Source organism: Streptomyces sp. ISL-100 (assembly GCF_018614615.1).
GTDB lineage: Bacteria > Actinomycetota > Actinomycetes > Streptomycetales > Streptomycetaceae > Streptomyces.
Genome location: NZ_JAGGOK010000010.1, coordinates 183,363 through 208,972 on the forward strand (window position 1 = coordinate 183,363; position 25,610 = coordinate 208,972).

Annotated in this window: 27 protein-coding genes and 1 tRNA gene; 12 read left to right on the forward strand and 16 right to left on the reverse strand. The window is 70.0% G+C overall.

Annotated features, from left to right (window positions below; all coding sequences use genetic code 11):
- The first annotated feature begins 97 nt into the window (after positions 1 to 97).
- Entirely contained in the window at positions 98 to 376 is a 279-nt protein-coding gene (locus tag J7E89_RS06310) for a hypothetical protein (protein WP_214969521.1), read from the forward strand.
- On the opposite strand, the gene J7E89_RS06315 is transcribed toward J7E89_RS06310, so the two are convergent.
- Positions 365 to 1,096: an RDD family protein gene (locus tag J7E89_RS06315; protein WP_214969292.1), complete on the reverse strand. Its 732-nt coding sequence runs from the start codon at positions 1,094 to 1,096 to the stop codon at positions 365 to 367. The two genes, J7E89_RS06310 and J7E89_RS06315, sit on opposite strands and share 12 nt — an antisense overlap.
- A 70-nt stretch (positions 1,097 to 1,166) precedes the next feature.
- On the reverse strand, positions 1,167 to 3,002 hold the full coding sequence (locus J7E89_RS06320) for an RDD family protein (protein ID WP_214969294.1): 1,836 nt from the start codon (positions 3,000 to 3,002) through the stop codon (positions 1,167 to 1,169).
- Between the two features lie 268 nt (positions 3,003 to 3,270).
- Here J7E89_RS06320 and J7E89_RS06325 point away from each other — a divergent pair, with 268 nt between their 5' ends.
- The gene (locus J7E89_RS06325) at positions 3,271 to 3,747 is read left to right on the forward strand and encodes an SsgA family sporulation/cell division regulator (protein WP_214969296.1); all 477 of its coding nucleotides are present in this window, start codon (positions 3,271 to 3,273) and stop codon (positions 3,745 to 3,747) included.
- Between the two features lie 18 nt (positions 3,748 to 3,765).
- Here J7E89_RS06325 and J7E89_RS06330 read toward each other — a convergent pair whose 3' ends face one another.
- Both J7E89_RS06330 and J7E89_RS06335 read right to left on the reverse strand, forming a co-directional pair.
- Positions 3,766 to 4,149, reverse strand: coding sequence for a VOC family protein (locus J7E89_RS06330; protein WP_214969298.1), 384 nt, complete (start codon positions 4,147 to 4,149; stop codon positions 3,766 to 3,768).
- Positions 4,150 to 4,245: 96 nt separating this feature from the next.
- On the reverse strand, positions 4,246 to 5,613 hold the full coding sequence (locus J7E89_RS06335; protein ID WP_214969300.1) for an FAD-binding oxidoreductase: 1,368 nt from the start codon (positions 5,611 to 5,613) through the stop codon (positions 4,246 to 4,248).
- Between the two features lie 96 nt (positions 5,614 to 5,709).
- Between J7E89_RS06335 and J7E89_RS06340 the strand changes: the two genes are divergently transcribed.
- Entirely contained in the window at positions 5,710 to 7,101 is a 1,392-nt protein-coding gene (locus J7E89_RS06340) for a lipopolysaccharide assembly protein LapB (RefSeq protein WP_214969303.1), read from the forward strand.
- Positions 7,102 to 7,279: 178 nt separating this feature from the next.
- Here J7E89_RS06340 and J7E89_RS06345 read toward each other — a convergent pair whose 3' ends face one another.
- The 5 genes from J7E89_RS06345 to J7E89_RS06365 all read right to left on the reverse strand — a co-directional run bounded on the left by J7E89_RS06345 (position 7,280) and on the right by J7E89_RS06365 (position 9,985).
- On the reverse strand, positions 7,280 to 7,873 hold the full coding sequence (locus J7E89_RS06345; RefSeq protein ID WP_308315354.1) for a nitrile hydratase subunit alpha: 594 nt from the start codon (positions 7,871 to 7,873) through the stop codon (positions 7,280 to 7,282).
- Positions 7,870 to 8,151: an SH3-like domain-containing protein gene (locus J7E89_RS42315; RefSeq protein ID WP_214969305.1), complete on the reverse strand. Its 282-nt coding sequence runs from the start codon at positions 8,149 to 8,151 to the stop codon at positions 7,870 to 7,872. Before J7E89_RS42315 ends, J7E89_RS06345 begins: the two co-directional genes overlap by 4 nt.
- On the reverse strand, positions 8,144 to 8,425 hold the full coding sequence (locus J7E89_RS42320; RefSeq protein ID WP_214969307.1) for an SH3-like domain-containing protein: 282 nt from the start codon (positions 8,423 to 8,425) through the stop codon (positions 8,144 to 8,146). The genes J7E89_RS42315 and J7E89_RS42320 overlap by 8 nt, the downstream gene beginning before the upstream one ends.
- Before the next feature lie 9 nt (positions 8,426 to 8,434).
- A complete protein-coding gene (locus tag J7E89_RS06360; RefSeq protein WP_214969309.1) occupies positions 8,435 to 9,367 on the reverse strand; it encodes a Teichoic acid biosynthesis protein C (Precursor) in 933 nt (310 codons plus the stop codon).
- Positions 9,368 to 9,544: 177 nt separating this feature from the next.
- Positions 9,545 to 9,985: an ATP-binding protein gene (locus tag J7E89_RS06365; RefSeq protein WP_214969311.1), complete on the reverse strand. Its 441-nt coding sequence runs from the start codon at positions 9,983 to 9,985 to the stop codon at positions 9,545 to 9,547.
- Positions 9,986 to 10,260: 275 nt separating this feature from the next.
- Between J7E89_RS06365 and J7E89_RS06370 the strand changes: the two genes are divergently transcribed.
- The 3 genes from J7E89_RS06370 to J7E89_RS06380 all read left to right on the forward strand — a co-directional run bounded on the left by J7E89_RS06370 (position 10,261) and on the right by J7E89_RS06380 (position 13,394).
- Positions 10,261 to 11,643 (forward strand): Tat pathway signal protein, encoded by a 1,383-nt coding sequence (locus tag J7E89_RS06370; RefSeq protein ID WP_214969313.1) that lies wholly within the window; start codon positions 10,261 to 10,263, stop codon positions 11,641 to 11,643.
- A 39-nt stretch (positions 11,644 to 11,682) separates the two neighbouring features.
- The gene (locus J7E89_RS06375) at positions 11,683 to 12,162 is read left to right on the forward strand and encodes an SAM-dependent methyltransferase (protein WP_214969315.1); all 480 of its coding nucleotides are present in this window, start codon (positions 11,683 to 11,685) and stop codon (positions 12,160 to 12,162) included.
- A gap of 410 nt (positions 12,163 to 12,572) precedes the next feature.
- Complete coding sequence (locus J7E89_RS06380) at positions 12,573 to 13,394, forward strand: hypothetical protein (RefSeq protein WP_251060154.1); 822 nt, start codon at positions 12,573 to 12,575, stop codon at positions 13,392 to 13,394.
- Positions 13,395 to 13,401: 7 nt separating this feature from the next.
- On the opposite strand, the gene J7E89_RS06385 is transcribed toward J7E89_RS06380, so the two are convergent.
- Positions 13,402 to 13,839: a DUF4267 domain-containing protein gene (locus tag J7E89_RS06385; RefSeq protein ID WP_214969320.1), complete on the reverse strand. Its 438-nt coding sequence runs from the start codon at positions 13,837 to 13,839 to the stop codon at positions 13,402 to 13,404.
- A gap of 112 nt (positions 13,840 to 13,951) precedes the next feature.
- Between J7E89_RS06385 and J7E89_RS06390 the strand changes: the two genes are divergently transcribed.
- Positions 13,952 to 14,536, forward strand: coding sequence for a TetR/AcrR family transcriptional regulator (locus tag J7E89_RS06390; protein ID WP_214969322.1), 585 nt, complete (start codon positions 13,952 to 13,954; stop codon positions 14,534 to 14,536).
- 231 nt (positions 14,537 to 14,767) lie between these two features.
- Here J7E89_RS06390 and hppD read toward each other — a convergent pair whose 3' ends face one another.
- Positions 14,768 to 15,916 carry a 4-hydroxyphenylpyruvate dioxygenase gene (gene hppD / locus J7E89_RS06395; RefSeq protein WP_214969324.1) on the reverse strand — a complete coding sequence of 383 codons (1,149 nt, stop codon included), beginning with the start codon at positions 15,914 to 15,916 and terminating at the stop codon, positions 14,768 to 14,770.
- Positions 15,917 to 16,091: 175 nt separating this feature from the next.
- Here hppD and J7E89_RS06400 point away from each other — a divergent pair, with 175 nt between their 5' ends.
- The 4 genes from J7E89_RS06400 to J7E89_RS06415 all read left to right on the forward strand — a co-directional run bounded on the left by J7E89_RS06400 (position 16,092) and on the right by J7E89_RS06415 (position 18,783).
- Positions 16,092 to 16,577: an Lrp/AsnC family transcriptional regulator gene (locus tag J7E89_RS06400; protein WP_214969326.1), complete on the forward strand. Its 486-nt coding sequence runs from the start codon at positions 16,092 to 16,094 to the stop codon at positions 16,575 to 16,577.
- Between the two features lie 62 nt (positions 16,578 to 16,639).
- Positions 16,640 to 17,245 carry a transcriptional regulator gene (locus tag J7E89_RS06405; protein WP_214969328.1) on the forward strand — a complete coding sequence of 202 codons (606 nt, stop codon included), beginning with the start codon at positions 16,640 to 16,642 and terminating at the stop codon, positions 17,243 to 17,245.
- Between the two features lie 15 nt (positions 17,246 to 17,260).
- Positions 17,261 to 17,473 carry a hypothetical protein gene (locus J7E89_RS06410; protein WP_251060155.1) on the forward strand — a complete coding sequence of 71 codons (213 nt, stop codon included), beginning with the start codon at positions 17,261 to 17,263 and terminating at the stop codon, positions 17,471 to 17,473.
- Positions 17,470 to 18,783: an MFS transporter gene (locus tag J7E89_RS06415; RefSeq protein ID WP_214969330.1), complete on the forward strand. Its 1,314-nt coding sequence runs from the start codon at positions 17,470 to 17,472 to the stop codon at positions 18,781 to 18,783. Before J7E89_RS06410 ends, J7E89_RS06415 begins: the two co-directional genes overlap by 4 nt.
- On the opposite strand, the gene J7E89_RS06420 is transcribed toward J7E89_RS06415, so the two are convergent.
- From J7E89_RS06420 to J7E89_RS06435, 4 genes are all read right to left on the reverse strand, one after another.
- Positions 18,710 to 19,501 (reverse strand): S16 family serine protease, encoded by a 792-nt coding sequence (locus J7E89_RS06420; RefSeq protein ID WP_214969332.1) that lies wholly within the window; start codon positions 19,499 to 19,501, stop codon positions 18,710 to 18,712. The two genes, J7E89_RS06415 and J7E89_RS06420, sit on opposite strands and share 74 nt — an antisense overlap.
- A gap of 55 nt (positions 19,502 to 19,556) precedes the next feature.
- A complete protein-coding gene (locus J7E89_RS06425; protein WP_214969334.1) occupies positions 19,557 to 20,198 on the reverse strand; it encodes an IclR family transcriptional regulator in 642 nt (213 codons plus the stop codon).
- A gap of 325 nt (positions 20,199 to 20,523) precedes the next feature.
- Positions 20,524 to 22,305: a DEAD/DEAH box helicase gene (locus J7E89_RS06430; protein WP_214969336.1), complete on the reverse strand. Its 1,782-nt coding sequence runs from the start codon at positions 22,303 to 22,305 to the stop codon at positions 20,524 to 20,526.
- Between the two features lie 238 nt (positions 22,306 to 22,543).
- Entirely contained in the window at positions 22,544 to 24,004 is a 1,461-nt protein-coding gene (locus J7E89_RS06435) for an MFS transporter (protein ID WP_214969338.1), read from the reverse strand.
- Between the two features lie 178 nt (positions 24,005 to 24,182).
- On the opposite strand from J7E89_RS06435, the gene J7E89_RS06440 reads away from it, so the two are divergent.
- Positions 24,183 to 24,257, forward strand: a tRNA-Cys gene (locus J7E89_RS06440).
- A 12-nt stretch (positions 24,258 to 24,269) separates the two neighbouring features.
- Here J7E89_RS06440 and J7E89_RS06445 read toward each other — a convergent pair.
- Entirely contained in the window at positions 24,270 to 25,427 is a 1,158-nt protein-coding gene (locus J7E89_RS06445) for a lactonase family protein (protein WP_214969340.1), read from the reverse strand.
- Positions 25,428 to 25,610 lie beyond the last annotated feature (183 nt).

The window sequence follows — 25,610 nt, forward strand, 5'->3', positions numbered from 1 at the left end:
CTACCGGTTCCGTGCGGGCACTCACCGTCGTAGAGTCGCCTGCAGTGCGACCCGGTTGAGACAGACCCCCTATCGCTGCTCCGAGGACGGAATCGCCATGCCGCGTCCGACTGCCGCACAGTTCGCATACGGTCCAGCCACCGTCGTCTTCTCGACCCTCGCCATGCTGCTGCTGTCCCAGACGGCGTCGGGCATCGGCATCGCGATCATCGCCCTCGCCGCGCTCGCGCTGGGACTGCTGGTCGCGCTGACGGTGCCCATGCCGAAGACGGCGCGCACGGTTCGTCGTACCAACGATGCGGCCGTCTCCGAGACGGTCACCGCGCGGCCCTCACGAGCCCACTCCACGGTCGGCGGGCACTCGCTACGTAGTTGAGACCACCACCGTCTTGGCCGCCTTGTCGTGCAGCCCCTGTTTGTAGGGCTTGTCGACCAGGATCATCACCAGGTTGATGAGCCACCAAAGGCAGAAGCAGCAGATCAGAGCCGGCACCCACAGGATCACGGCGCGCAGCAGCGACGCGTTCATCTCCGGGACCATGCCGTTGTTGAGCATCGCTACGCGCAGGTTCATCAGCCGCTTGCCGACGGTCTGGCCGTCCTTGGCCGTCAGGTAGGTGTCGTAGCCGATGTACACGACCATGCTGACGAGCTGCCAGATCAGCGACTTGCCGTCGGACATGGTCGAGACTTCGTCCCAGTCGTCGCTGTTGTAGCTGTCGAACATGCCGATCAGCCAGCCGATGAGCCCCAGCGGGATGCCGACGATCAGTGCGTCGATGATGCGGGCCGCGACGCGCTTGCCGGTGGGGGCCAGCGGTGGCATCCCCGCGAGCGGGTCGGCGGCGCCCCCGCTGTAGGGCGGGGGCGGTGTGCCGTACGGGGAGCCGCCGTACGGGGAGCCGGGGCCGGGTGGGGTGGGGCCGCCGGGATCACCGGGTTCGGCGGGGTCGCCGGGACCACCGGTGCCGCCTTCCCCGTACGGGCCGCCGCCGGACGGGGGTGGTGGCGGCGTCGACGGCGGTTCCTGCGGCGGCTTCTTGCGGAACGGGTCGTCATCGGGCGACGGACCGGTCGGCGGCTGATCGTTGCTCATAACCGCAGTCGACCGCGCCCGCCCGCCGCCCGCATCCGGTCAGGTGCCGTTCGGGGGACCTGGGTGCCCGTCAGTCCCCCGCCACGAACGTACGGGCCGCCTTGTCGTGCCAGCACTGCCGCCACGGGCGGTCGAACAGGCACCACGCGGCGTTGACGATCCCGATGGCGAGGACGCCGAGCACTCCGTAGACCAGCCAGCGGCGCAGCGCGGCGCCGAACGTCGGGGGTTCGTGCGCCTCGATGTCCCGCACGTGCATCCGGCACAGCTTCTTGCCGAGCGTACGGCCCCACTTGGCCGTCGGCAGCACCTCGTACACCACTCCGAGGAGGAGGTACGCGCCGAGCACGATGCCGAAGTACCCGGCGGTGGTTCCGTCGAGGAGCCATACGGTCACGGTCTCGCCGGAGAGCTTCGCCGCCTCGATCTTGTCGTCGATGTGCGCGAGCGCGGCGGACACGAGCGGTACCGCGACCGCGCTGACGCCTGCGCCGAGGACGACCGTGTCGATCAGCCGGGCGGCCAGCCGCTTGGCGAGGCCGGCGGGCCTGGCCGCGGCCTGGGCCTGGGCGGCTTGCAGGAACGGATCGCTGACCGGCGGCTTCCAGGGCACGACGGGCGGCGCGCCGGCCTCGTCCTGGTCCGGCTGCGCGAGCTGATGCACCTGCTGCGCCCAGGAGGCGGCCCCGCCGCCCGCCCCGGAAGAAACGGGAGCGGCAGCGACCCCATCGCCGGCCTGCGGAACCTGCGCCTGGCCCTGCCCCTGGCCGGATCCGGGGCTCTGTGCCGGTACGCCGAACTGTCCGGCGGCGTGGCCCTGGCCGGGGGCCTGCGCCCGGCCCGGGGCTGCCGCCTGCCCGTGCCCGCCGGCCCCGGGGAACGACCCCGGAGCGTGCGGCTGCCCGGGTACTTGGCCCTGCCCCGGCGCCTGCCCCTGGCCGGGAGCCTGCCCCTGCGCGGGGGCGTGTCCCTGGGCGGAAGCGTTCCCCTGGCCAGGGGCCTGCGCCGGGCCGGGAACCTGCCCCTGCGCGGGGGCCTGTCCCTGCCCGGGAGCCTGACCCTGGCCCGGGGTCTGGGGGCCGGGTTGGCCCGGGAGTTGGCGGCCGCCGGCTCCCGGGGTCATGGTCCTGATGGCCATGGTGCCGTCGGCCTGGGCCGTGCGCGGGGACTGGGCGTCGCCGCGGCGCAGGGCGCGGATGGTGACCGTGCCGTCGTGGGGAGGAGGCGTACGGACGCCGGGAAGCGCACCGCCGCTGGGGTCCGCGCCGCCGGCGCCGCGCGGGCCGGCCTCGGCCGGGGCTGCGGGCGTACCGCCACGGGGTGCCGTGCCCGAGGAGGCTTCCGGCGCCGAGCCGCCCGTACGCCGGAGGTCGATCCCGCCGCCGCGGCGCTGATCGCCCGAGGCGTCACCCGGCGCCGTCGCCGCAGCGCGCCGGGGGTCATCCGACCCACGGCCCTCGCCAGAAGCGGAACCGCCGGTACCGGCAGACGTACCGCCGGCGGCCGCAGATGTGGTGCCCGTGGCGGGGTCCGGCCGGGAGGAGCCCCACGAGACGCGGCGGTCGCGTTCGCCACCGAAGCCGGTCTGGCGGGACGCGTCCGCCTGCCAGGCGGACGCCGGTTCCGGGGGGCTGCCGTGCAGGTGCGCGCCCTCGGGTTCCTCGTCGAAGAAGAGCGGACCGGTCTCCTCGACGGCGGGGGTGGGGGCAGGAGCAGGGGCAGGGGCGGGGGACGCCGTGCCCGCGGGCGCGGCCGGCATTCCCTCGCCGTCCGACGGGGCGGGGCGACTGGTTCCGGGCACCCATGAGGCCCCGTTCCAGAACCGGACGTAACCGGGGATGGACGGGTCGGGATAGTAGCCAGGAGTGGGGCTGCTGTCGCCGCTGGCCGGGGTGGGGGCGCTCATCACCGTGTCCCGTATCTAGTCGATGGCCTCGTTATCGAGGTCCACATCTATCAGACCGCCGCGACGCGCCGGGCCGGTCCCAATGGAAGCACTTCTTTCCGGGCATCCCCACACCCTCCCCGTGGCCTCCCCGTGGCCTCCCCACGGACGCCCGAAAGACTTTGAAGTCATTGAGAGAAGTCGCGTAATGAACCGACGCCAAGCCCCTCTCTCCCTGTGAGGCCCGCTCGAAGGCGCAGGCCCCGTACCCGGAGAGAAAGGCACCCTCATGCACACCGTGGTGGAACGCGAGCTCGAACTGAACCTGGTGCTGTCGCCCGAGCGCAGCATCCCCGTCCCGGCCCGGCTGACCTACCGCACACAGGACCCGTACGCCGTGCACATCAGCTTCCACATCGGCTCGGACTCCCCGGTGAACTGGACGTTCGCCCGCGAGCTGCTCGTCGAGGGCGTGTTCCGGCCGTGCGGCCACGGCGACGTCCGGGTCTGGCCGACCAGGATCGACTCGCGCAGCGTGATCTGCGTGGCCCTGACGTCGCCCGACGGTGACGCCCTCCTGGAGGCGCCGTCCCCGGCCGTGTCCGCCTGGCTGGAGCGGACGCTGCGCGCGGTCCCGCCCGGGACGGAGTCCGGACGGCTGGGCATGGACGAGGCGCTGGCCGAGCTGCTGACGCCGACCCCGGCCGACGACCTGTGGCTGCGCGATCCGTGGCCGTCGGACGAGTCCAAGGACGGCGAGGCATGACGGAAGACGAGAGTGGCTTCAGTCGGTCACGTACGTATGGGTGATGAACTCGACGGAGTGGCCGTCGGGGTCGTCGATGTAGAACCCGCGCCCCTGGAAGAGGTGGTTGATCTGCTGCGACTTCTCGTGGTGCGGGTCGGCCCAGTAGGGGAGTTCGCGCTCCTTCACCCGCGCGAGGATCTCGTCGAATTCGCTGTCCGGCACCAGGAACGCCAGATGCTGCGAGACGATCCGCGCGCTTTCGGAGTCCATGTAGTCGAGGGTGACGCCATTCTCCAGCGGCACGCTCGCGAAGGGGCCGAAGGGCTTCGGCTCCGGGGCGCCGATCAGCTCCGTGAGGAAGCGGGCGGCGGCGAAGCGGTCGCGGCTGTGGACGATGGTGTGGTCGAGGCGCGCGGGCACGGTTCCTCCTCGTTGAGGCTGCTGCTTGACCTGCCTCCCCACGCTATGCGCAGCACCGCGCCCGGGCCATCGGGCTTTGGCCGTACGTCTGGGGCCTCAGAGGACCTTGCCCGGATTGAGCAGCCCGAGCGGATCGAAGGCCGCTTTGACCGCCTGCTGCAACTCAACTCCCACAGCCCCGAGTTCGCGCGCCAGCCATTCCTTCTTCAGTACGCCGACACCGTGCTCGCCGGTGATCGTGCCGCCGAGTTCAAGGCCGAGCGCCATGATCTCGTCGAAGGATTCACGGGCGCGCCGCGACTCGTCCTCGTCCAGATGGTCGAAGCACACCACGGGATGCGTATTGCCGTCGCCCGCGTGCGCGCACACCCCGATGACCAGGTCGTACTTCTCCGCGATGACGGCCGTCCCCTCCAGCATCGCGCCGAGCTTCGAACGCGGCACGCAGACATCGTCGATCATCGTCGCCGACTTGACCGCTTCCAGCGCCGTAAGGGACATCCGCCGCGCCTTCAACAGCAGTTCGGACTCGGCGGCGTCGTCGGCGGGGACGACGCCAGAAGCGCCGGCCGCGATGCACAGCTCACCGACCACCGCCAGGTCGGCAGCCGGGTCCGGGGTGTCGAAGGCGGCGAGCAGGAGGGCCTCGGTGGACTCGGGAAGGCCCATGTTGGCCATCTTGTTGACGGCGCGCAGGGTCGTACGGTCCATGAGTTCGAGGAGGGAAGGGGCGTGGCCGCGCGCCATGATCTCGCAGACGGCGTCGCACGCGGCGGCCGCGGACGGGAACTCGGCGGCGAGGACGAGCTGCCGCGGTGGTGCGGGCTTCAGTGCGAGCACCGCCTTGACAACGATGCCGAGGGTGCCTTCGGAGCCGACGAAGAGCCGGGTGAGGTCGTAGCCGGCGACGCCCTTGGCCGTGCGCCGCCCGGTGCTGAGGAGCCGCCCGTCGGCGAGTACGACGTCCAGCCCGAGAACGTACTCGGCGGTCACGCCGTACTTCACACAGCACAGCCCCCCGGCAGCCGTGCCGATGTTGCCGCCGATGGTGCACATCTCCCAACTCGACGGGTCCGGCGGATAGCAGAGCCCTTCCTCACCCACAGCACGCGACAGCACCGCATTGATCACCCCCGGCTCGACCACGGCGATCCGGTCGACGGCACTGATCTCCAGAATCCGGTCCATCTTCACCAGCGACAGCACGATGCAGCCGTCCGTCGCGTTGGCGGCGCCGGACAGCCCCGTCCGCGCGCCCTGCGGCACGACGGGCACGCGCAGCGCGGTCGCGGTGCGCATGACGTGCTGGACCTGCTCGACAGTGCGCGGCAGGGCCACGACGGCCGGGGCTCCGGCGGCGCAGAATCCGGCCATGTCGTGGGCGTACGACGCCATGATGTCCGGGTCGGTGATCAATGCCTCGGCCGGGAGGCCCGCGCGCAGCTGTTCGAGAAGATCGTCCATGGTCCCAGCGTGGCACTCGGGGCCATCGGTGTGAACCCGTCTGCGATCCAGTTCGCGCGTCCGGGTGTGCCCCTGGTGCTGGCGCACAGTGAGCGCATGAAACAGCAGGTGAAGCGGCGGCGGCCTTGGGTCGCCGTGCTCACGGGCACGGCGGTGCTGACGGCCGGCGTCGCAGTGGTGCTCGCGTCGGGATGGCTGAGCGAAGAAGCGCCGGCACCGGGCCCCGTGGGACGGGCGATGGCCGCCGTCGAGGCCGTGGGTGCCGGTGTGCCGGCCACCCCCACCGACCTGACCGCACTCATCGGCGACCGCGAGTCGTGGCTGCGCGCGCACCCCGAGGACGACCATTCCTGGTCGGTGCTCGGGTCCGCGTACCTGGAGCGGGGCCGCTGGACGGGGGACCCGGAGGACTTCCCCCGCGCGGAGATGGCGCTGCGGCACTCGCTGTCCGTACGCCCCGAGAGGAGCGGCAATCCTGACGCCCGGGTCGGTCTCGCGGCACTCGCCCACGCCCGGGGGGACCACCGCGCGGCGAAGAAGTGGGGCGAGGCGGTACGGAAGCAGTCGCCGAGGCGCTGGACGGCGTACCCGGTGCTGATCGGCGCGTACACGCGGCTGGGCGACCAGAACGCGGCCGCCGAGGCCCTGAAGAAGCTGGAGGCGCTGCACCCGGGCCCCTCCGTGCGGCGGCTCGCGGCGGAGGTCTACCGCGACCGGGGCTGGCGGGAGGACGCGGCGGCGACGCTGGCCGACGCGACGGCGCGTGCGGGGTCTGCGGCGGAGAAGGTGACCGGGCTTCACCTCATGGGTGAGCTGGCGTGGGAACGGGGCGAGCTGGAGGAGGCCCTGAACCACTACGAGGCGGCCCTGCGGACGGACCCCGGCTGTGCGAGAGCCCAGGCGGGCCGCGCCCGGGTACTGGCGGCGCTGGGTCTCACGGCCGACGCGGAACGCGATTACCAGACCGCGCTTGCGCTCACCCCGCTTCCCGAGCTCCACCTGGAGTACGGCGAGCTGTTGCAGTCCCTGGGCCGGCAGGCGCATGCGCAGGAGCAGTACACCCTCGTACGGGAAGGGGTGGCCCTGCGGCAGCGTCGCGGGGGCGGCGGGAACGAACTCCTCCTCGGGCAGCTCGACGCGGATCACGGTGATCCGGCCACGGCGGTGCGGCGGTTGCGGGCGGAGTGGGGGCGGCATCCGAACGCGCATGTCGCGGACGCGCTGGCTTGGGCCCTGTACCGCTCCGGTGGGAAGCGTGCCGAGGCGCTCAAGTTCGCCCGCAAAGCCACGGAGTACGGCTTGCGCAACGCGCAGTTCTTCTACCACTTGGGTGCGATCGAACGGGATGCGCGCAAGTACGGCGCGGCCAGGCGCCACCTGGAGGAGGCGTTGCGCGTCAACCCGGCGTTCTCCCCGCTGCTGGGGCCGAAGGCGCGGGAGGCCCTCAACGCCTTGGGTGAGCCTTCGGGGGGTGGGCCGCGCCGCTGAGCGCTTCGCGTGTCACGGTGCCGGGAGGGGACGTGTCGGGGCGCTCCCCGCAGGGTGCCGAACGCAACGAGCCCGAATACAAAAACCCGTACCCGAACGTTCGGCACCCGAGGAGACGCCCCGGCGCGGCACCGACCCCTGGGCGGGGGTGGCAGAGCGGAGGCGCCCCCGGCCGGAGCTAGAGTGCGGCCGTGCCGATCAGGGCGTTGCGGGGGATCAGGGCTGCCAGGGAGTGTTCGTCCAGGTGTTCCGTGTTCGCCGGGCGGCGTGGCAGGACCATGTAGCGCGTCTCCGACGTGGAGTCCCAGACCGTCACGGCGACATCTTCCGGCAGCACCAGGCCGAATTCCGCCAGCACCGCCCGCGGCTCCCGCACCACCCGCGACCGGTACGCCTCGCTCTTGTACCAGCTCGGCGACGGCCCGAGCAGCCGGATCGGGTAGCAGGAGCACAGCGTGCAGACCACGACGTTGTGCGTGTCCGCCGTGTTCTCGACGACGCGCAGCCGCTGCGGCTGCACTCCCCCGGCCGACAGTCCCAGCTCCGTGATCGCCGTGGTCCCGTCGGCCAGCAGCCGCTCCCGGAACCCCGGGTCGGTCCACGCCCGGGCCACGACGCGCGCGCCCCCGGCCGCCGAGGCGCCCGTAAGAAACGCGTCGATGGCTTCGTCGACCGCGGCGCCGGTGACAATGCCACGGTCCTCCAGCAGCGTCTCCAGGCGCCGCACCTGGCGGGAGATCAGGGCATCGGAGTGGGAGGTGGTTCCGGTCACGGCTGGTCGTCCTCCAAGTAGCTTTCGAACAGGTCCAGCACCACGTAGTGATCACCCTCGCCCCACAGGTCCCGCGCCGCGAAGCGGACCGCGTACACCTGCTCCACAGGGCAGTCCGTACGCCCCTGAGAGCGGATATCGGCGAGCGGCGCCCGCCCCTCCGGCTCGATGACCGTGCCGCGCTTGCCGCGGGCGTACCGCGGCAGGCGCGTGTGGTGCGGCGGGTCGTGGTGGAGGGTACGGACGTACGCGCCCGGCGCGTAGCGGTCGTCAGTCATCGAGCTCGCCCGCCGCGACAACGCCCTTGCGCTCCAGGAGAGTCCGGATCGCGAAGAACCACCGCTCGTAGTACGACGCCGCGAGGTACTCCGCGGGCGGCATCGTCTCGACGGCGTCGCGGAACTCGTCCAGGTTGTAGACCTTCTGGGCGATGAGCGCGCCGTTCAGGGCGAAGACCCGTGCCTCCCAGTCGGCGTGGAAGGGCTCTGTGTCGTCGGTGGTGTCGACGGGCCCGAAGCCCTGCATGCCGCCCACGTCGTTGATCCTGGCCATGCCAGGAGCTTATGCGTGCTGCTTGTAGTAGATCGAGTACCTGCGCGCGCCCGGCTCCCCCGAGGCGAAGCCCATGCACAGCTGCGGCTTGCTGGTGCGCCGTACGGCGAGGCCTTCCGGCTCGCGGTGGTCGAGGGAGTAGCCGGCCTCGGTGCGGGTGCGCTGGACGAGGCTGCCGGTGCGGATGTCGATGCAGGAGACGTACGCGTTGCCGTGCCCGGAGGGCGGATTGGCGGTTCCGTATGGCTCGCCGGCCAGCTGGTACAGGTAGTTGCCGTGCAGCGCGAAGCCCTGGAAGTCGATGTCCGGGTCGGGGTGGGCGGCGGCCTGAGCGAAGTCGTGGAGGGGCTTGGAGAAGTTGCCGGCGACGGCGTGGGAGAGCGAGAAGACGCGGTAGCGGACCTTGCCGCCGATGCGGTGACGGACGGCTATCCGTTTGCGGCTCATGTCCACGGACGGCTGGTTGGCGGTGGACCCGGGGACCGGGTAGCGGGTGGATTCCGTCGAGCTGCGGCGTATCTTACGGTCCGCGAAACGGAACCGCGTTATGCCGCGCCCGAACGCCCCGGAGTCGGCGACCCGCCCGTCCGACTCGGTCCAGATCCAGGTCGCCCCGGCCGCGTCCCGCTCGACGCCCATGCCGACGCCGTGCCCGTGCCCCAGCAGATACATGTGCCCCAGCCGGGTGCCGCTGAGGTCCAGTTGGTTCAGGCACATGTCGCCGCGCTGCCGCCGCTCCGTGCCGGTGTACGCCCGGGACTCGCCCGGGAGCTTGATTCCGCCCTGCATCACCTGGACGACGTACAGCCGCTTGCGGGAGTCGTCGAAGGCGAAGGACTGGAGGACGGTGGTGTGTCCGAGCTGCTTCTTCCAGTGCCATCTCGTGGACGGCACGGCTAAGTTGATGCGCTCGTCACTCGTGCTCGCACTGATGCTAGTCATGGCCATGACTCACGATAGCGACCCTGCGCCCCCATGGTCAGGGGCGCGCAGGGCCGCGCACGCAGCACACACAGCACACGGAGCACGCGCAGCGCAGAGCCTCGGGCGCGCAATCTCAGAAGGTTGCCGCGCTTCTCCTGCTCGCGCTCGATCGCCTCGAAGAGCGAGGACTGCCCTTCACTCGAACGATGCGAGCCGCACGCGGACGGTCTTCCCGCAGTGCTGCCGCAGGAACCAGCCAACCTCACCGCCGAGTTCACGAACGACCCGCAGCCCGCGCCCCCGTTCGTCGCCCTCCCCCGATTCGATCCGCTCGCCAAAGCGGGGGAACGCTCTGCCGGGGTCGGAGACGTCGATCAGGAGACTTCCGTCCTCAAGGACGGCCAGCCGGAGAGACAGTTCGTGTCCGCGCTTCCAGCCGTGGCTGATCGCGTTGGTGACCAGCTCGGACACGATCAGCACGGCGTCTTGTACGTCGCCGGGCCACTGCCAGTTGATCAGGTGGCGCCGGGCGTGAATACGGGCCAGGCGTACGGACCCGTACACCATCGTGTAGCCCATCGACCACTCCCGCGCCACGGTCGCAGTCAGCGCCTGACAAGGCTCTGGTGTCGCCATGGCCACTGCCCCTTATTCCAAGTCGTTGACGGACACACAGAGCGAACCGCGTTTGCGCCGAGCTGGGTATACCGTCAGAGGCCCGGGAGTGGTCAAAGTGGTCAAAGATCGTTTCTCGCCGAACGCTGCACAGAGGACTGGTTCTGGCTAATCCCGGCACCCTCCCGGGTGTTGGGCGCTACGTTGGGTTGCGCGCTGCGGAGATGGGCATTCGGCATGCCGCAAGGCGCGGATCGGTCAACACGGTCAGAGAACCTTGTATGCGAGGGCGCATCATGTCGCGCAAACGAAATGAACAGCTCGCGGCACTTCTGGAGGAAGCGGGCTGGTCACGCGCCCAGACCGCGAGCGCATTCAACCGAGTCGCCCAGGAGAACAGGCTGTTCGACTTTGCGCACATCGGCCGCTCCCACATCAGCATGTGGGTCGGCGGGACGGAGCCGTCAGGTGCCGCGCCCGTAATCCTGGGCCAGGCGCTTTCCCGTCGACTGAAGCGTGTCGTCACACTGGACGAAATCGGGTTCACGGCTCCTCCACCACAGGGGACATTGGAGTGGCACGTCGACCCGCTGACGGCGCTGGCCAACTTGAGGGGAACGGACGTGGACGCGGACCGGCGAAGCCTTCTGGCGAGCGGGGTGTACTCGGCTGCGGCTCTCGTTCTGCCCGATGAGATGTGGTGGGCCGATGCCGCTCAGAGTCCTGTCACCCCTGCGGCCGCAGGGTCCCAAAGGGTCGGTCGGCACGACGTGGCCACGGTTCAGGAACTGACCGTGGCATTCTCACGCATGGACCAGCGGCGCGGTGGCGGGCACGGCAGGAATGCACTGGTGCAGTATCTGCACTCGGACGTCTCCGAGTTCCTGCACGGGCGGTTTTCCAATGAGCAAGTGCGGCGTGACATGTTCTCCGCAGCTGCAGAGCTGTCGTATCTGTCTGGTTGGATGGCGTTCGACAACGGCGAACAGGCCCTGGCGCAGCACTACTTCGTACTGGCTGTGAAACTGGCGGCCCAAGCCGACAATCCTCCGCTGACCGGGCACATTTTGCGCGCCATGGCACACCAGGCAATCGACCTCGGGTTCTTTACTGGGGGCCTGAGGCTTTCCAGCGCTTCAATTCAAGGCACGCGCTACTCGTCGGCCACGCCTCGGGAACGGGCGCTGCTCGGTGTCGTCCACGCTCGTGGCTTGGCTGCGAACGGCAAGAGGCAGGCGGCGGCAAAGGCACTGCTGAGGGCCGAGGACGATCTCGCATCGGTGAGCGACGGCATCGAGGAACCGCCGCGTACATTCTTCTTCGCCGAGGCATCGCTGGCCCACGAGACGGCCTGCACATTGCGCATCTGCGGTGACCAGCCAGCAGCTGTCCGGCATTTTCAGCGAAGTGTTCGGACCCGTGGAGCGGAGTTCCGCCGTACGCATGCGGTGACGCTGGGGTATCTCGGGGCTACACAGATCGCCAGCGGCAGCGTGGAGGAAGCCTGCGCAACCTGGAGCAGCGTCCTGGACACGATGGAAGAGGGCATTTACTCCGGGCGGGCAAAGCAGGCCGTCGTCGACATACGGCATCTACTGTCCCCATACAGGCATCGCGGAATCGCTGCCGTTAGGGCACTGGACAGGCGGGCCGCAGCATACCTCGCCCCAGTAGATTGACTGCGCCGCACATATGGGACGACGGGACAGGGAGAGCACATGACGCAGGCACTGGAGATCGAGCCCATCGCCACGGTGGTCGGGGGGCGGTTCGAGCCCGCCGACGACTACTGGGGCGGCACCACGTCGATCATCCGCCTGAACCCGGGCTTCCCCGTCGAGACAGTGCAAGGCCTCGCGGAGTTCTCCCACCTCGTCGTCACTTGGCATTTCCACCAGGCCTCGCCCGACGACGTCGCCCTCCACGCGCGCAGCCCGCGCAACAACCCGGCCTGGCCACCGACCGGCACATTCGTCCACCGCAACCACCGTCGGCCGAATCAACTGGCCACGTCGTTCCCCCGCCTCCTCAAGGCAGACCGCCTCGACCTGCATGTGACCGACCTGGACGCCATCGAGGGCACACCGGTCTTCGACCTGGCGCCGTACTTCCCGGAGATGGGCCCGCGCGGCAACGTGCACACGCCCCGGTGGCCGAGCGAAATGCTCGTGAACTACTGGTCAGAGCCGAAGGGCTGAACCGCCCTCTGTACGGTTACGGACGGGCGGCCCGCTTGCACCTGGCCCTGAAACGTCTCTTCCCGTACGGAACTCGCAGCCTCGTCGTTACGAGTGGCTGGATCGCGGTGCTTGAGCTTCGGGGGTCGAGGGTCGAGCCTCTTTTGCCAGGAATGGATGGTGGGGAACATTCCCACCCACCCTCCCCTTGTGGGCGTCAGGTCGCCGCCCAAGTGGCCGTCCACGCCGTCGAGATGACTTTTTGTGGTCATGTCGCCACGGAGTGCAATTGGCGTGTAGCGTGTCTCGCAACATAGATCGACCCCCGCAGGTGTTAGCGCACCGGACGGGGGTCTGACCAACAAGATCGAGGCACGATCTCAATGGGTACTCAGCAGTTTAGTCCTGCCCCGCACGCGCCCGCCCATCCCATGGCAAAGCCTGGGTTCGAAAAGCGTTCCGCGCCCGACCAAGAAGCGCGGCGTGGGCGGGATTTCGCACATCTGCCCAAGCGTGAGGCCGCTATCGCGCATTACGTCGACCGGCTGCCCGACGGGTCCGACATCTCCATCAAGACGCTGGCCCGGGAGATGGCGGACTACGGGCAGTGCGCAGTCGCCACCGCGCTGCGCGCCCTGTCGGTCGCCGGGCATCTGCGGGTCGTGCGGCGGACGGTGCAGGACTGCGAGGGGGTGCGATGGGTGTCGCTGTCGTACTTCTCGCGCACCGCGCGGAGCGATGCCTGGTGGGCGGCGTTCCTCGGGGACAACGTGCCGCAGAACGGGATGGATGAGCCTGTGCCCGTGAAGGGACACGAGGCGCGCGGGCACGACGCGCTGGCCCGGATGGGGCGTACGGCGCCGGAGTTGGCGCTGTCCGCGCTGGAGTGCAAGGCGCTCGCGCCGCTCGCCGGGGAGTGGTTCCGGCGTGGGGCCACCGAGACGCAACTGATGCAGGCGGTGACGCTGCGGTTGCCGGGGCCTGTGGGATATCCGTTCGGGTTCGTACGCTCGCGCCTGGAGAAGCAGTTGCCGCCCGAGCCGCCCGAGCCCGTCCAGGCGCGGTACGTACTGGAGTGCACCGGGTGTCACGCGCCCGGCACGGTTGAATCGCTCCCGGGCGGGCTGTGCCGCGCCTGCCGGGGCATCCCGTACATCCCGCAGCCCGGCCTTCCCGCTGACGTCGTACGCGGGAAGGCCGAGCGGCTGCGGATGTCTGTACGCGCGCACAAGGGGCGTCGGGACGGCGGCTGATTTCCTGCTATCGGACGGCCGGGGCGTCCAGGGCCACGACGGGCGTGACCGACGGGCGCGCCTTGCGGGCCTCCGTCAGCAGCATGGCGGCGGTCAGTACGACGATCGCCGCGGCCGATACATGAACGGTCAGTGCCGTGACGGCCGTGCCGCCATGGGTGACGACCGCGAGCGCGTCACCGAGTGGAATGACGGCGTTGATGAGCACCACCCAGCCGAGGATCCGGCGCTCGCCGAGCGCGAGCAGCAGGAACACGGTTGACGCCACAGCGAGATCGCGCACGCCCTTCACGACGAAGTAGCCGTCGGCGTTTCCCTGCGGCCAGGGGTCGATGCCGAAGCCGGCGGGTGCGCCTCCCAGGTTCAGCAGGAAGTTGAGCCCGAAGAACAGGACCGCGGTGCCGGTCAGAACGGCCAGGGCGGTGGTGATATGACGCCTGGTCATGAGTCCCCCTCAGGTGTGCGGGGCCTGCGGGCCCCTGATCTAGCGTGGAAAGAAGCAACAGCGATGCTAGATCTAGCACAGCTTGAATGTCTAGCGGTGCTAGGATTCCTTCATGGCAGTGCAGCAGCGCCGAGAGCGCGAACGAGCAGACCGGCACCGGTTGATCGTCAAGGCGGCCCGGGAGCTCGCCGAGGCGGAGGGCTGGGGTGCGGTGACCACACGCCGCCTTGCCGAACGCGTCGAATACAGCCAGCCGGTCCTCTACAGCCACTTCAAGGGCAAGAGCGCGATCGTGGCGGCCGTCGCCGTCGAGGGCTTCGCCGAACTCGCCACCGCCCTGCGCCAGGCCCGCGCCCCCCACCACGCACCACGCGCGGCGCTGCTCGCCCTGACCGACACCTACCTCGACTTCGCCAGGGAGCAGCCCGCGCTCTACGCCGCCATGTTCGTCCACGAGATCGACGTCGAGTTCGGCAGCGAGGCGACTCCCGAACCGCTGAAGGCCGCCTTCGGTGAATTCCTCGGCGCGATCGAGCCGTTGGCCGCCGCCCGCGGTGACGACCGGGAGACGTTCGCCGAGGTGCTCTGGAGCGCGCTGCACGGCCTGGCCACCCTCACCGAGGGCAGCCGGATGCGCCCCCATGAGCACCGGGCCCGGGTGGATCTGCTGCTCGACATGGCGGTGTCGGGAGCCTGACGGTTCAGCTGCTACGCGCCTGCTTTGCACCGTCTTCGCCGGGACGGCGCGCGTCGGGCCGCTGGACGCGCCCGTCGTCGTAACCGCCGGGGAGCATGTGAGCTGGGTGTCGGACGTGCCTCATGTGTACGCCGCCGTGGGGGACGCGGAGGTGCTGGCCTCGCTGCTGATCCGGCACTGACGCGGCCCCACGGGTTCGTCCGTGGGGCCGCGTCGGGGTGGAGACGTAAGCTACAGGTTGCCGCGCTTCTCCTGCTCGCGCTCGATCGCCTCGAAGAGCGCCTTGAAGTTGCCCTTGCCGAAGCCCATCGACCCGTGCCTCTCGATCATCTCGAAGAAGACGGTCGGCCGGTCCTGGACCGGCTTGGTGAAGATCTGCAGCAGGTAGCCGTCCTCGTCGCGGTCCACCAGGATCTTCAGCTCGCGCAGGGTCTCCACCGGCACCCGGGTTTCGCCCGCCCACTCGCCGAGGGTGTCGTAGTACGAGTCCGGCGTGTCCAGGAAGGAAACGCCCGCCGCCCGCATGCTGCGCACGGTCGCGACGATGTCGTTCGTGGCGAGCGCGATGTGCTGGACGCCGGCGCCGCCGTAGAACTCCAGGTACTCGTCGATCTGCGACTTCTTCTTCGCGATCGCGGGCTCGTTGATCGGGAACTTCACCTTCAGGGTGCCGTCCGCGACGACCTTCGACATGAGCGCGGAGTACTCGGTGGCGATGTCGTCGCCCACGAACTCCTTCATGTTGGTGAAGCCCATGACGTTGTTGTAGAAGGCGACCCACTCGTTCATCTTGCCGAGCTCGACATTGCCGACGCAGTGGTCGATCGCCTGGAACGTGCGCTTGGCCGGCGGCTCGACGATCGGCTTGGCGGCGACGAAGCCGGGGAGGTACGGGCCGTCGTAACGGGACCGCTCGACGAGGGTGTGCCGGGTCGAGCCGTACGTCGCGATCGCGGCCAGGACGACAACCCCGTGATCGTCCTTGACCTCGTGCGGCTCCTCGAGGCCGCGCGCCCCGTGCTCGACGGCGTAGGCGTACGCGGCACGGGCGTCCGGGACCTCGATGGCGAGGTCGACGACGCCGTCGCCGTGCTCGGCGACGTGGTCGGCCAGGAAGCGCCCACGGTCCGTGGAGGGCTTGATGACGGAAGTGAAAACGAAGCGCGCGGCGCCGTTGGTCAGGACGTAGCTCGCGGTCTCGCGGCTGCCGTTCTCCGGTCCGGAGTAGGCGACGAGCTTCATGCCGAAGGCGGTCGAGTAGTAGTGCGCGGCCTGCTTGGCGTTGCCGACGGCGAAGACGACCGCGTCCATTCCCTTGACCGGGAAGGGATCGGCCTCACGCGCGGTGCTGGGGGTGGTGTGGTGCGTGGTCTCAGTCATGTCGGCAGACTCTCTCCGTATCGCAAGCTGCGCAATAGTTCACTGAAAGGCTGGGCAATATGCCCAGTGACTCACGAGAATGAGCGAGCGATCTGTACAGGATGCTCAGGCTCATCCTCAGGGTCGTCGCGAGGTGTCGGAAGAAGCATCGGAAGCATCAGGAGGCGGGTACCCCATGTCTACCGACGGTATCGACGAACTCGACGGCCGGCTCATCGTGCTGCTGGCGCGCGAGCCGAGGATCGGGGTCCTGGAGGCGTCGCGCCGCCTGGGTGTGGCGCGCGGGACCGTACAGGCGCGGATGGACCGCCTTCAGTCCAATGGAGTCATCCGCGGGTTCGGCCCGGACGTCGATCCGGCCGCGCTCGGCTATCCGGTGACGGCGTTCGCGACGCTGGAGATCAAACAGGGCCAGGGAGCCGACGTACGGGCGCACCTGACGACCGTCCCGGAGGTCCTGGAGCTGCACACCACGACCGGGCACGGCGACATGCTCTGCCGCCTCGTCGCCCGCTCCAACGCCGATCTCCAACGGGTGATCGACCGGGTTGTCGGTTTTGATGGCATTGTGCGGGCCTCCACGGCGATCGTCATGGAGAACCCCGTGCCGCTGCGGATCATCCCGCTGGTGGAGCAGGCGGCGGCGGACCGGCCGGGCTGACGCAAAGAAATGGTTGCAACGAACTGCTTGCAAAGCATCCTTTGCAAGCCTACGGTAAACGCATGCCCACCCAGCCCGGGCCAACACCGCCCCACCCAGAGCCCCACCCACCCAACTCCCGCACCCTGGACGCCCGTTCACTGCGCGGCCTCGCCCACCCCCTCCGCATTCAGCTGCTGAAGTCACTCCGCCACGACGGCCCCGCCACCGCCTCTCAACTGGCCGAGCGGCTGGGTGAGTCCAGCGGAGCCACCAGCTATCACCTGCGCCAGCTCGCCGCCCACGGCTTCGTCGAGGACGACCCGGAGCGCGGCAAGGGCCGCGAGCGGTGGTGGAAGGCGGCGCAGGAAGGAACCACCTTCAGCAGGGAGCTGCACCGCAGCCCCGATCCCGCCGTACGCGGGGCCGCGGACCTCTTCCTGCACGAGATCGCGAACATCCACACCCAGGAGCTCGGCACCTGGCTCGCCACCTCGCGCGAATGGCCCGAGGAATGGGCCGGCAGCTCGGACATGAGCGACTTCACGCTCCAGCTCACCCCTGAGCAGCTGAAGGAGCTGAACGAGAAGATGCACGCGCTCATCAACAGCTACCACGGACTGTCCGGCGAAGGCTCCGCCCAAGTCCGCCTGCATACGCACTCGTTCCCCCGCCGCCCCACGGACTGAAAGGAACCGCGCGCCATGCACCCCGCCATACACCCCGACACACACCTCCGCCTCCACCACCAGCGCGCCACCGAACTCCACGCCCAGGCCACCGAGTACGCCCGCGCCTTACGCCCCGATTCCCGCCGCGCCCTGCGTGCCCTGCGCACCCGCCTCGGCTGGACCATGGTCGAGCTGGGCCTGCGCCTCGCCCAGCACCCTCCCGCCCCGTCGGCCCGTATCGCATGACCGCCCAAGGGGGACGAAAACCATTCGCGGCCGTACTGGCCGCCAACACCATCTCCATAGCCGGTACTTCACTGACCATGATCGGCGTCCCGTGGTTCGTGCTCGACACCACGGGCAGCGCCGGCCGGGCCGGCGTCGTGGCCTTCTGCGCGACGCTGCCGGTCGTCGTCTCCGCGCTCGTCGGCGGCCCCCTCATCGACCGGATCGGCCGCCGCCGGGTCTCCGTCGCCTCCGACCTGGTGTGCGGCCTCGCCGTCGGCGCGATCCCGCTGCTGCACTACGCCGGCGCGCTGGAGTTCTGGATGCTGTGCGCCCTGATGGCGGTCGGCGGCCTCGCCCATACGCCCGGCATGACCGCCCGTTACGTCCTGATGCCCGACCTCGCCGCCCACGCCGGCACCACCCTGGCCCGCGCCGCCAGCCTCTTCGAGGGCGTCTCGCGCGGGGCCCGCATGATCGGGGCCGCGCTCGCGGGCGTACTGATCGCGCTGCTCGGTGCGGAGGCGGTACTGCTGCTGGACGCGGCGACCTTCGCGGCGTCGGCGCTGCTGGTCGCGGCGGGGGTACGGGGCGTACGGGCGGCCGAGCCGCAGAAGGCCGCGACGCCGGTGTCATTCGCGACGTACCGCACGGAGCTGCGCGAGGGGTACGTCTTCCTCCTGCGCCACCGCCTCCTCCTGGCCGGGGTCCTGATGGTGATGCTCACCAACGGCCTCGACCAGGGCTGGAGTTCGGTCCTCCTGCCCGTCCACGCCAAGGAAAACCTGGGCGGCGCGACCGACCTCGGCATGCTCGCCGCCGTCTTCGGCGGGTGCGCGCTGCTCGGCGCCCTGCTCTATGGGGCCGTCGGCGAACGCTTCCCGCGCCGGGTCGTCTTCACGGTCGCGTTCCTGCTCTGCGGGCTGCCGCGCTTCGTCGTCGCCGCGCTCGTGGACGGAACGGCCGCGCTGGCCGTGACGATGGCGGCGGGCGGTCTGGCCGCAGGGATGCTCAACCCGATCCTGACGACGGTGACGTACGAACGCGTCCCGCAGGAGCTGCGCAGCCGCGTCGGCGGCGTCGCCACGGCCGGCTGCGAGCTGACCATGCCGCTGGGCGGTCTCGCGGCCGGGCTGCTGGTCGAGGAGGCGGGGCTGGTGACGGCGCTGCTGGTGGTCGGTGGGGCGTACTTCCTGGCGACGCTGAGCCCGGTGGTCTTCCCGTCCTGGCGGACGATGGACGACGTACCCGCAAACCTCAGCAGCTCGGAACCTTCCCGCCCTTCTTCTCCAGCGCGACCAGAGCCTGCACAGCATCCTTCAGCGTCGTGACGGGCACCAGCCGCAGCCCGTCGGGCAGCTCCGCCTGAGCCTGCGAGCACTCGTCCTTCGGCACGAGGAAGACCGTCGCCCCGTCGCGCCTGGCCGCCTGCGTCTTGAGCGGTACGCCGCCGACGGGGCCCACGTCTCCGCCCGAGGTGATCGTGCCCGTACCGGCGATGTTGCGGCCGCCGGTGAGGTCGCCGCCCGAACCGTCGCCGTCCAGTTTGTTCACGATGCCCAGCGAGAAGAGGAGACCGGCGCTGGGGCCGCCGATGTCGGCGAGGTTGAGGTCGACCTTGACCCGGTCGGGGCTCTTGCGGAGGTAGCCGAGCGCCGCGTCGACGGCGGTCTCCTGCGACTGCTCCATCTCCTGGACGTTGTGCTTCTCGATCTCGGCGTCGGTGCCGCCGGTCGGGTAGACCGCTTCCTTCGGCAGGACGGCCCGGTCGGTCCTGAACCACGCGTCGGCGACCTGCCCCAGGTCGACGTCGACGGACGGTCCGGTCGCCACGATCGTCGTCATCCGCAGCTGGCCCACGGTCTCGCGGACCGGCGCCCCGGTGATGGTGATCACCGGCTTGCCCTTGTCGTCACCCAGGACGTTCGCGGTACTGCCGGGCTGCGCGAGGACGTACGGCAGCGGCGCGAACCCGGCCACGGCGAGGAGCGCGAGGACGGGAGCCCCGCAAAGGGCGAGGACGCGGGGACGGGAGAGACGTGAGAGCACGCCCCTAATCTAGTGGGCCCGCGCACCTCTCCCCCGTGCACCTCTCGCGCACCCCTCACCTCAGCGCGTCGGCAACCTCCCGGGCGGCGTCGACCACGCGCGGCCCGACCCGCTCCGGGACGGAGTCGGCGAGCATGACGACCCCCACGCTGCCCTCCAGCCCGGTTATGCCGACCAGCGGCGCGGCCGCGCCGCTTGCGCCCGCCTCCAGTTCGCCGTGGGTGAGGGTGAAGCCGTCGACCGCGAGAGCGCCCTGCCGGGCCGCGAGGATGGCCTTGCCGGCCGCGCCCCGGTCGAGCGGATGACGAAACCCTGTGCGGTACGCCACGTGATAGTCGGTCCACGTCGGCTCGACGACCGCGACCGCGAGCGCCTCCGCGCCGTCGACCAGGGTCAGGTGCGCCGTGGCGCCTATGTCCTCGGCGAGCGAGCGCAGCGCGGGCAGGGCGGCTTCCCGTACGAGCGGATGGACCTGACGGCCCAGGCGCAGCACGCCGAGGCCGACGCGGGCACGTCCGCCCAGGTCGCGGCGTACGAGCGCGTGCTGCTCGAGGGTGGCGAGCAGCCGGTAGACGACGGTCCGATTGACCCCGAGCTTGTTGGAGAGCTCGGTGACGGTCAGACCGTGGTCCGTGTCGGAAAGCAGCTTGAGGACACGAAGTCCTCGGTCGAGCGTCTGGGAGGTTTCCGCGGTCACGACGCCCACTCCTCTGTGGTGAGTGCGGCGGCTCTCTCACGCTGTGCGTCGCCGGTCCCTTCGGCGGCGCGCGCTGAGGCCGCCGGCAGGCCATGGCACCGGCTGCGCTCCGAGGCGGCTCTGCCACGGGGCGTATGCGTTGCGGGAAAGGTAGCGATCGACTCCGCTCAGCGGAAGACCTCGTCCAGAATCCGGGCGCGGAAGGAGAGTTGATCCACATTCGGGACCAATTCCGCGCCGGCCCGGGATTGGAGCTACGGACACCAACAGCCGAGCGGGGCCCGGAGACAATCCTCCAGACCCCGCTCCCCACCTCATTCAGACGTCATCGCATCCGGGTGGCCCACTCCTGAACCTTCTTGATCCGTTCCTGGAGCTGCCCGGCCGTGGCCTCCGCGCTGGGCGGCCCGCCGCAGACGCGCCGCAGCTCGGTGTGGATCACGCCGTGCGGCTTTCCGGTCTGGTGGACGTACGCGCCGACCATGGTGTTCAGCGACTTCCGCAGTTCCAGCAGCTGCTTGTGCGTGACGACGGGCCGTGATTCGGCGGGCTTCTCCAGCAGGTCCGCCTCCGCCGCCGGCTTCTGCCGACTGTGCGCGATCTGCCGGGTCTGCCGCTTCTGGAGCAGAAGCTGTACCTGGTCGGGCTCCAGCAGCCCGGGAATGCCGAGGTAGTCCTGCTCCTCCTCGCTCCCCGGGTGGGCCTGCATGCCGAACTCGGCGCCGTCGTAGAGCACCCGGTCGAAAACCGCGTCGGACTCAAGAGCCTCGAAGGGCAGCTGCTCCTCGGTCTCCTCGTCCTCCAGCTTCTCGGCGTCGGCGAGGAGCTTGTCCTCCTCGCTGAACGGGTTCTCGTCCTCTCCACCCTTCTTGGGCTTGTCGAGGACGTGGTCCCGCTCAACCTCCATCTCATTGGCGAACTCAAGAAGCATCGGAATCGTAGGAACGAACACCGAAGCGGTCTCTCCCCGCCTCCGCGATCGCACGAATCGCCCGACGGCCTGGGCGAAGAAAAGCGGGGTCGAGATGGTCGTGGCGTACACCCCGACAGCGAGCCGCGGTACGTCGACACCTTCCGACACCATCCGCACAGCGACCATCCACCGCGATTCATCTGCGCTGAACTGGTCAATCTTCTTCGAGGCGGCCTTCTCATCGGAGAGAACAACAGTCGGCCGGTCCCCGGTGATCTTCTTCAAGATCTTGGCGTACTCGCGCGCGCTGTCCTGGTCGGAAGCGATCACAAGCCCACCGGCGTCCGGAATCCCCTTCCGCACCTCGGTCAGCCGCGTGTCGGCGGCCGCCAGCACATTCGGGATCCACTCCCCCGTCGGCGCGAGCGCGGTCCGCCAGGCCTGCCCGATCGCATCCCGGGTCATCGGCTCGCCGAGCCGGGCGGCGATCTCGTCACCGGCCTTGGTGCGCCAGCGCATGTTGCCGCTGTAGGACAGAAAGATGACGGGCCGCACGACACCATCGGCAAGGGCATTCCCATACCCGTACGTGTAGTCGGCGGAAGACCGCCGGATCCCGTCATTCCCTTCCTCATACGCGACAAAAGGGATGGGATTGGTGTCGGACCGGAAGGGCGTACCGGTCAGGGCCAGCCGCCGGGTCGCCGGGTCGAACGCCTCCTGGCAGGCCTCGCCCCAGGACTTCGAGTCACCGGCATGGTGAATCTCATCGAGAATGACCAGCGTCTTGCGCTGCTCACACCGATTCCGATGAAGCATCGGGCGTACGCCGACACCGGCATAGGTGACGGCGACCCCGTGGTACTCCTTGCTGAGCGGCCCGGCGCTGTAGTCCGGGTCGAGCTTGATGCCTATCCGGGCCGCGGCCTCCGCCCACTGCTTCTTGAGGTGCTCGGTCGGCGCCACGACCGTGATCTGCTGCACGACGTGGTGGTGCAGCAGCCACGAGGCGAGCGTCAGCGCGAAGGTCGTCTTGCCGGCGCCGGGCGTCGCGACCGCGAGGAAGTCGCGCGGCTGGTCCTGGATGTACTTCTCCAGCGCCCCCTGCTGCCAGGCACGCAGCTTGTTGGCGGTGCCCCAGGGGGCGCGGCCGGGGAAGGCGGGTGAGAGGTGGTGGGAGGCGGTAGTAGTCACGGTCTCCGGTTCGAGGCTCTCGGGGTCACAGGGGGTCGTACGACAACCGGGCCACCCTACCGGCGCCCCACCCCGCCCCACGTATGAACGCCGCCGGGTCGCCCCTTGGTGGGACCCACCTCACACGAGCGCACGCAGTCCTTCCGCGACGGCGGCCGGGTCGACATCGCCCGTATCGGTCCCATTCAAGACGGCTGCCGCCGGCCAGGCGGCCCGCTTGTTGCCGTCGACGAACGGGTTACGCGCCCTCCCGCGTCCGCAGCCGGGTCGCCACCCAGGCCCCCACCAGAGCCACGCCCGCCATCGGCAGGAACACCGCCGCGAAGGCCGCCGGATGGGAGGCGGAGGCGCCCGTGGTCACAGCGTGGCCGACCGCGCCGCCGCCCAGCGCCGCGAAGACCGCACCGCCGATGGCCAGCAGCATGACGTTGGACAGCCCGTCCGAGATCTGAAGGGCGGCAGAGTTGGCACCCGCCTCGTTCGGCGGCGACAGCTTGAGCAGCAGCACACTCGTCGAGGCGATGACCGTGCCCATGCCGAAGCAGCCGACACCCCACGCGACCGCGACCACCCACACCGGGACACCAGCGATGAGCACGCTGGGCGCGGTAGCGATGGCAGCCGCGACCAGCACCATGCCCCCGGAAACCATCCGCTCCCGGTACGGCTCCACGCGCGGCCGCGACTGTACGTACGACCCGAGCGCCCACGTCGCACCGCCGACCGCGAGCGAGAGCCCGGCCATGGTCGGCGACAGCCCGCGCTGCGTCACCAGCATGAGCGGTACGAACGACTCAGCCGCGATGAACGACCCGGCAGCGATCCCCCGCAGCAGCACCACAGAAGGCAGTCCGCGCGCCGCCACATAGGTCCCGCGCGGCAGCAGCCCCAGCACGGCCGGCACTAGCAACGCACCCCCCACCACCGCCGGAACCAGCGACAGCCACCGCAGCTCCTGTCCGGCGTACTGAAGCAGCCCCGCCCCCAGCGAGATGCCGAGCGCGAGCCGGATCCGGCGGCGGTCGAAGGCCGGCACGGGGGCACCGGCGTCGGCCGGCCCGCCCGCCATGCGGCGTATGGCGGGCAGAGCAAGAGCAAGCGGAAAAACAACCAGCACCGGGATACCGACAAAGACCCAGCGCCACCCAAGATGCTCCGTAACGGTCCCGGACACGAGCGGCCCCACGACGGACGGCACGACCCAACTCGCGGCGAACGCGGCCAGGATCGCCGGCTGCAACCGAGCCGGATACGCCCGGCTGACGACGACGTACAGCGCGACGATCACGAGCCCGCCACCGAGCCCCTGGACGGCCCGCCCGACGATGAACAACCACATCGCATCCGCCGTGCCGGAGAGCAGCAGCCCAGCCCCGAACGCGCTGATGCCGGCGGCGAGCGGCGCGAGAGGACCGCGCCTGTCGGCCCACTGCCCGGACAGGACCATGGCGTAGAGGCTGGTGGTGAAGTACGAGGAGAAGGCGAAGGCGTACAGCGAAACACCCCGCAGCTCCCGCGCGGCGACGGGCATGGCCGTACCGACGGCGGTCGCTTCGAACGCGATGAGCAGGACGACGGCGATGATGCCAATGCTGAGCGCGCGATGGGTCTTGCCAAGAACGCCGCTGTGATCTGCGGGTACGCCGGGTATCCCGGCTTCGGGCGCGACCTCGGCGTCGCGCGGCTCCAGGGCGGTCATTCGCCAAGAGTAAGGGGCGTAGCGCCCAATGGGCCCTGTCCTAAGGAGGTCCTGCCGTCGGCCTTTGGTCGTACGCCCGAGGCCGGCCCATGAACGCGACATGGCAGTCGCATTGCGTCCCGGCCCGATCCCTTGATGGCGCGGACGCCACCGCCCTACGGTCGTGACATCACCACACGGCCGTGTACCCGAGTGGCTCAGGGACTTGCCTGCAAAGCAAGCGACGTCGGTTCAATTCCGATCACGGCCTCCAATCGCGGAAGCACTAGACGGGCAGTACGCACACCGGAACCGGCGCCCGAAGCGCCGCCCCCGCCGACGAGAGCCGCCCCGTCCCCCGGTCCACGCGGAAAACCACAACCGTGCCCGACTTCTGGTTGGCGGCGAACAGCAGCGTGCCGGACGGATCGAGAGCGATGTGCCGGGGGTACGAGCCGCCCGACGGCACCACAGACACACGCCGCAGCGCCGCGCCCCCGCACTCAACGCCAAAGACGGCGATGCTGTCGTGCCCCCGGTTGGAGACGTACACGAACCGCCCGTCCGGCGAAACAAGCACCCCCGCCGGGTAGTTGCGCTCGCCGAGTTCGGTGCCGGGCGCCAAAGTGGACTGGACGGTACCGGGGGTCAGGACGCCACTGTTCCGCTCGTAACCGCACACGACCACCGAGCTGTCCAGCTCATTGACGACGTACGCGTGCCGCCCGGAGGGATGGAAGGCAAGGTGCCGAGGCCCGGCTCCGGGCTTCATCGCGGCGCGTTGATGTTCCCGGAGCTTCCCGCTGCGCGGGTCGGGCCGATAGGTGTGGACGGTGTCCGTACCCAGGTCGACGGCGACGACGTACCGCCCGCCGGGATCGGTGACGACCATGTGCGGATGCGGCCCCTCCTGCCGCTCGGGGTCGGGCCCGGACCCCGTGTGCCGTATGACGTCGACAACCTCCCCGATCATGCCCCCACGCCCTACTGGGTGTACGGACACGCTCCCGCCGGTGTAGTTGGCGGCCAGCAGGAACCGCCCGTCGGGGTGCACGGACAAGTGGCAGGGATCAGCGCCACCCGTGCCACGAGCAGGCCCCAGCACCTCGGGCGTCCCGGCCCCGACTCGCACGGCGGTAACCGCACCCTCGGCGCGCTCGTCGACGGCGTACAGGGTCCGACGGTCGGGCGAGAGCGCGAGGAAGGAAGGATTCTGCACGCCGGCGAGCACCCCGGTGGAGGTCAACTGCCCGCTGCGCGGCCGGTACGAGGCGAGCCCGATGCCCGTGCCGCCGCCGGGCTGGGCGGTGTACGTACCGAGGTAGGCGCGGCGCAGTGCGGGTGCGGTGGCTTGCGCGTCACCCCTGGTGAGCGCGATGGCGACCCCGGCACCGGCGAGCAGCCCGAACCCTCGTCGGCTCACGCCACGCGTCGCATCACTCATGAGACCCCTCACGCATCCGAGAGTTCGAGCGTCGGCACTGCGTCGCATACTCGCCCGGACGAGCACACGGGACAAGGGGCCGCGCGGACTTACTCCCAATGCGCCTGAGAGCTCACCCCCGCGCCGCCCCGGCCCACCGACCCTGGAGCGCTCGGGACGACCCGAAACCCCCAGAAACGATCC

Excerpts from the sequence above, each read along its gene's own strand:
- hppD (WP_214969324.1), bottom strand. The coding sequence starts at position 15,916 with ATGACTGAGACCACGCACCACACCACCCCCAGCACCGCGCGTGAGGCC.
- J7E89_RS06445 (WP_214969340.1), bottom strand. The coding sequence starts at position 25,427 with ATGAGTGATGCGACGCGTGGCGTGAGCCGACGAGGGTTCGGGCTGCTC.
- J7E89_RS06360 (WP_214969309.1), bottom strand. The coding sequence starts at position 9,367 with ATGACTAGCATCAGTGCGAGCACGAGTGACGAGCGCATCAACTTAGCC.
- J7E89_RS06325 (WP_214969296.1), top strand. The coding sequence starts at position 3,271 with ATGCACACCGTGGTGGAACGCGAGCTCGAACTGAACCTGGTGCTGTCG.
- J7E89_RS06340 (WP_214969303.1), top strand. The coding sequence starts at position 5,710 with ATGAAACAGCAGGTGAAGCGGCGGCGGCCTTGGGTCGCCGTGCTCACG.
- J7E89_RS06435 (WP_214969338.1), bottom strand. The coding sequence starts at position 24,004 with ATGACCGCCCTGGAGCCGCGCGACGCCGAGGTCGCGCCCGAAGCCGGG.
- J7E89_RS06335 (WP_214969300.1), bottom strand. The coding sequence starts at position 5,613 with ATGGACGATCTTCTCGAACAGCTGCGCGCGGGCCTCCCGGCCGAGGCA.
- J7E89_RS06415 (WP_214969330.1), top strand. The coding sequence starts at position 17,470 with ATGACCGCCCAAGGGGGACGAAAACCATTCGCGGCCGTACTGGCCGCC.
- J7E89_RS06375 (WP_214969315.1), top strand. The coding sequence starts at position 11,683 with ATGACGCAGGCACTGGAGATCGAGCCCATCGCCACGGTGGTCGGGGGG.
- J7E89_RS06320 (WP_214969294.1), bottom strand. The coding sequence starts at position 3,002 with ATGAGCGCCCCCACCCCGGCCAGCGGCGACAGCAGCCCCACTCCTGGC.
- J7E89_RS06315 (WP_214969292.1), bottom strand. The coding sequence starts at position 1,096 with ATGAGCAACGATCAGCCGCCGACCGGTCCGTCGCCCGATGACGACCCG.
- J7E89_RS06365 (WP_214969311.1), bottom strand. The coding sequence starts at position 9,985 with ATGGCGACACCAGAGCCTTGTCAGGCGCTGACTGCGACCGTGGCGCGG.
- J7E89_RS06370 (WP_214969313.1), top strand. The coding sequence starts at position 10,261 with ATGTCGCGCAAACGAAATGAACAGCTCGCGGCACTTCTGGAGGAAGCG.
- J7E89_RS06385 (WP_214969320.1), bottom strand. The coding sequence starts at position 13,839 with ATGACCAGGCGTCATATCACCACCGCCCTGGCCGTTCTGACCGGCACC.
- J7E89_RS06410 (WP_251060155.1), top strand. The coding sequence starts at position 17,261 with ATGCACCCCGCCATACACCCCGACACACACCTCCGCCTCCACCACCAG.
- J7E89_RS42320 (WP_214969307.1), bottom strand. The coding sequence starts at position 8,425 with ATGGCCAGGATCAACGACGTGGGCGGCATGCAGGGCTTCGGGCCCGTC.
- J7E89_RS06400 (WP_214969326.1), top strand. The coding sequence starts at position 16,092 with ATGTCTACCGACGGTATCGACGAACTCGACGGCCGGCTCATCGTGCTG.
- J7E89_RS06380 (WP_251060154.1), top strand. The coding sequence starts at position 12,573 with ATGGCAAAGCCTGGGTTCGAAAAGCGTTCCGCGCCCGACCAAGAAGCG.
- J7E89_RS06390 (WP_214969322.1), top strand. The coding sequence starts at position 13,952 with ATGGCAGTGCAGCAGCGCCGAGAGCGCGAACGAGCAGACCGGCACCGG.
- J7E89_RS06405 (WP_214969328.1), top strand. The coding sequence starts at position 16,640 with ATGCCCACCCAGCCCGGGCCAACACCGCCCCACCCAGAGCCCCACCCA.
- J7E89_RS42315 (WP_214969305.1), bottom strand. The coding sequence starts at position 8,151 with ATGACTGACGACCGCTACGCGCCGGGCGCGTACGTCCGTACCCTCCAC.
- J7E89_RS06310 (WP_214969521.1), top strand. The coding sequence starts at position 98 with ATGCCGCGTCCGACTGCCGCACAGTTCGCATACGGTCCAGCCACCGTC.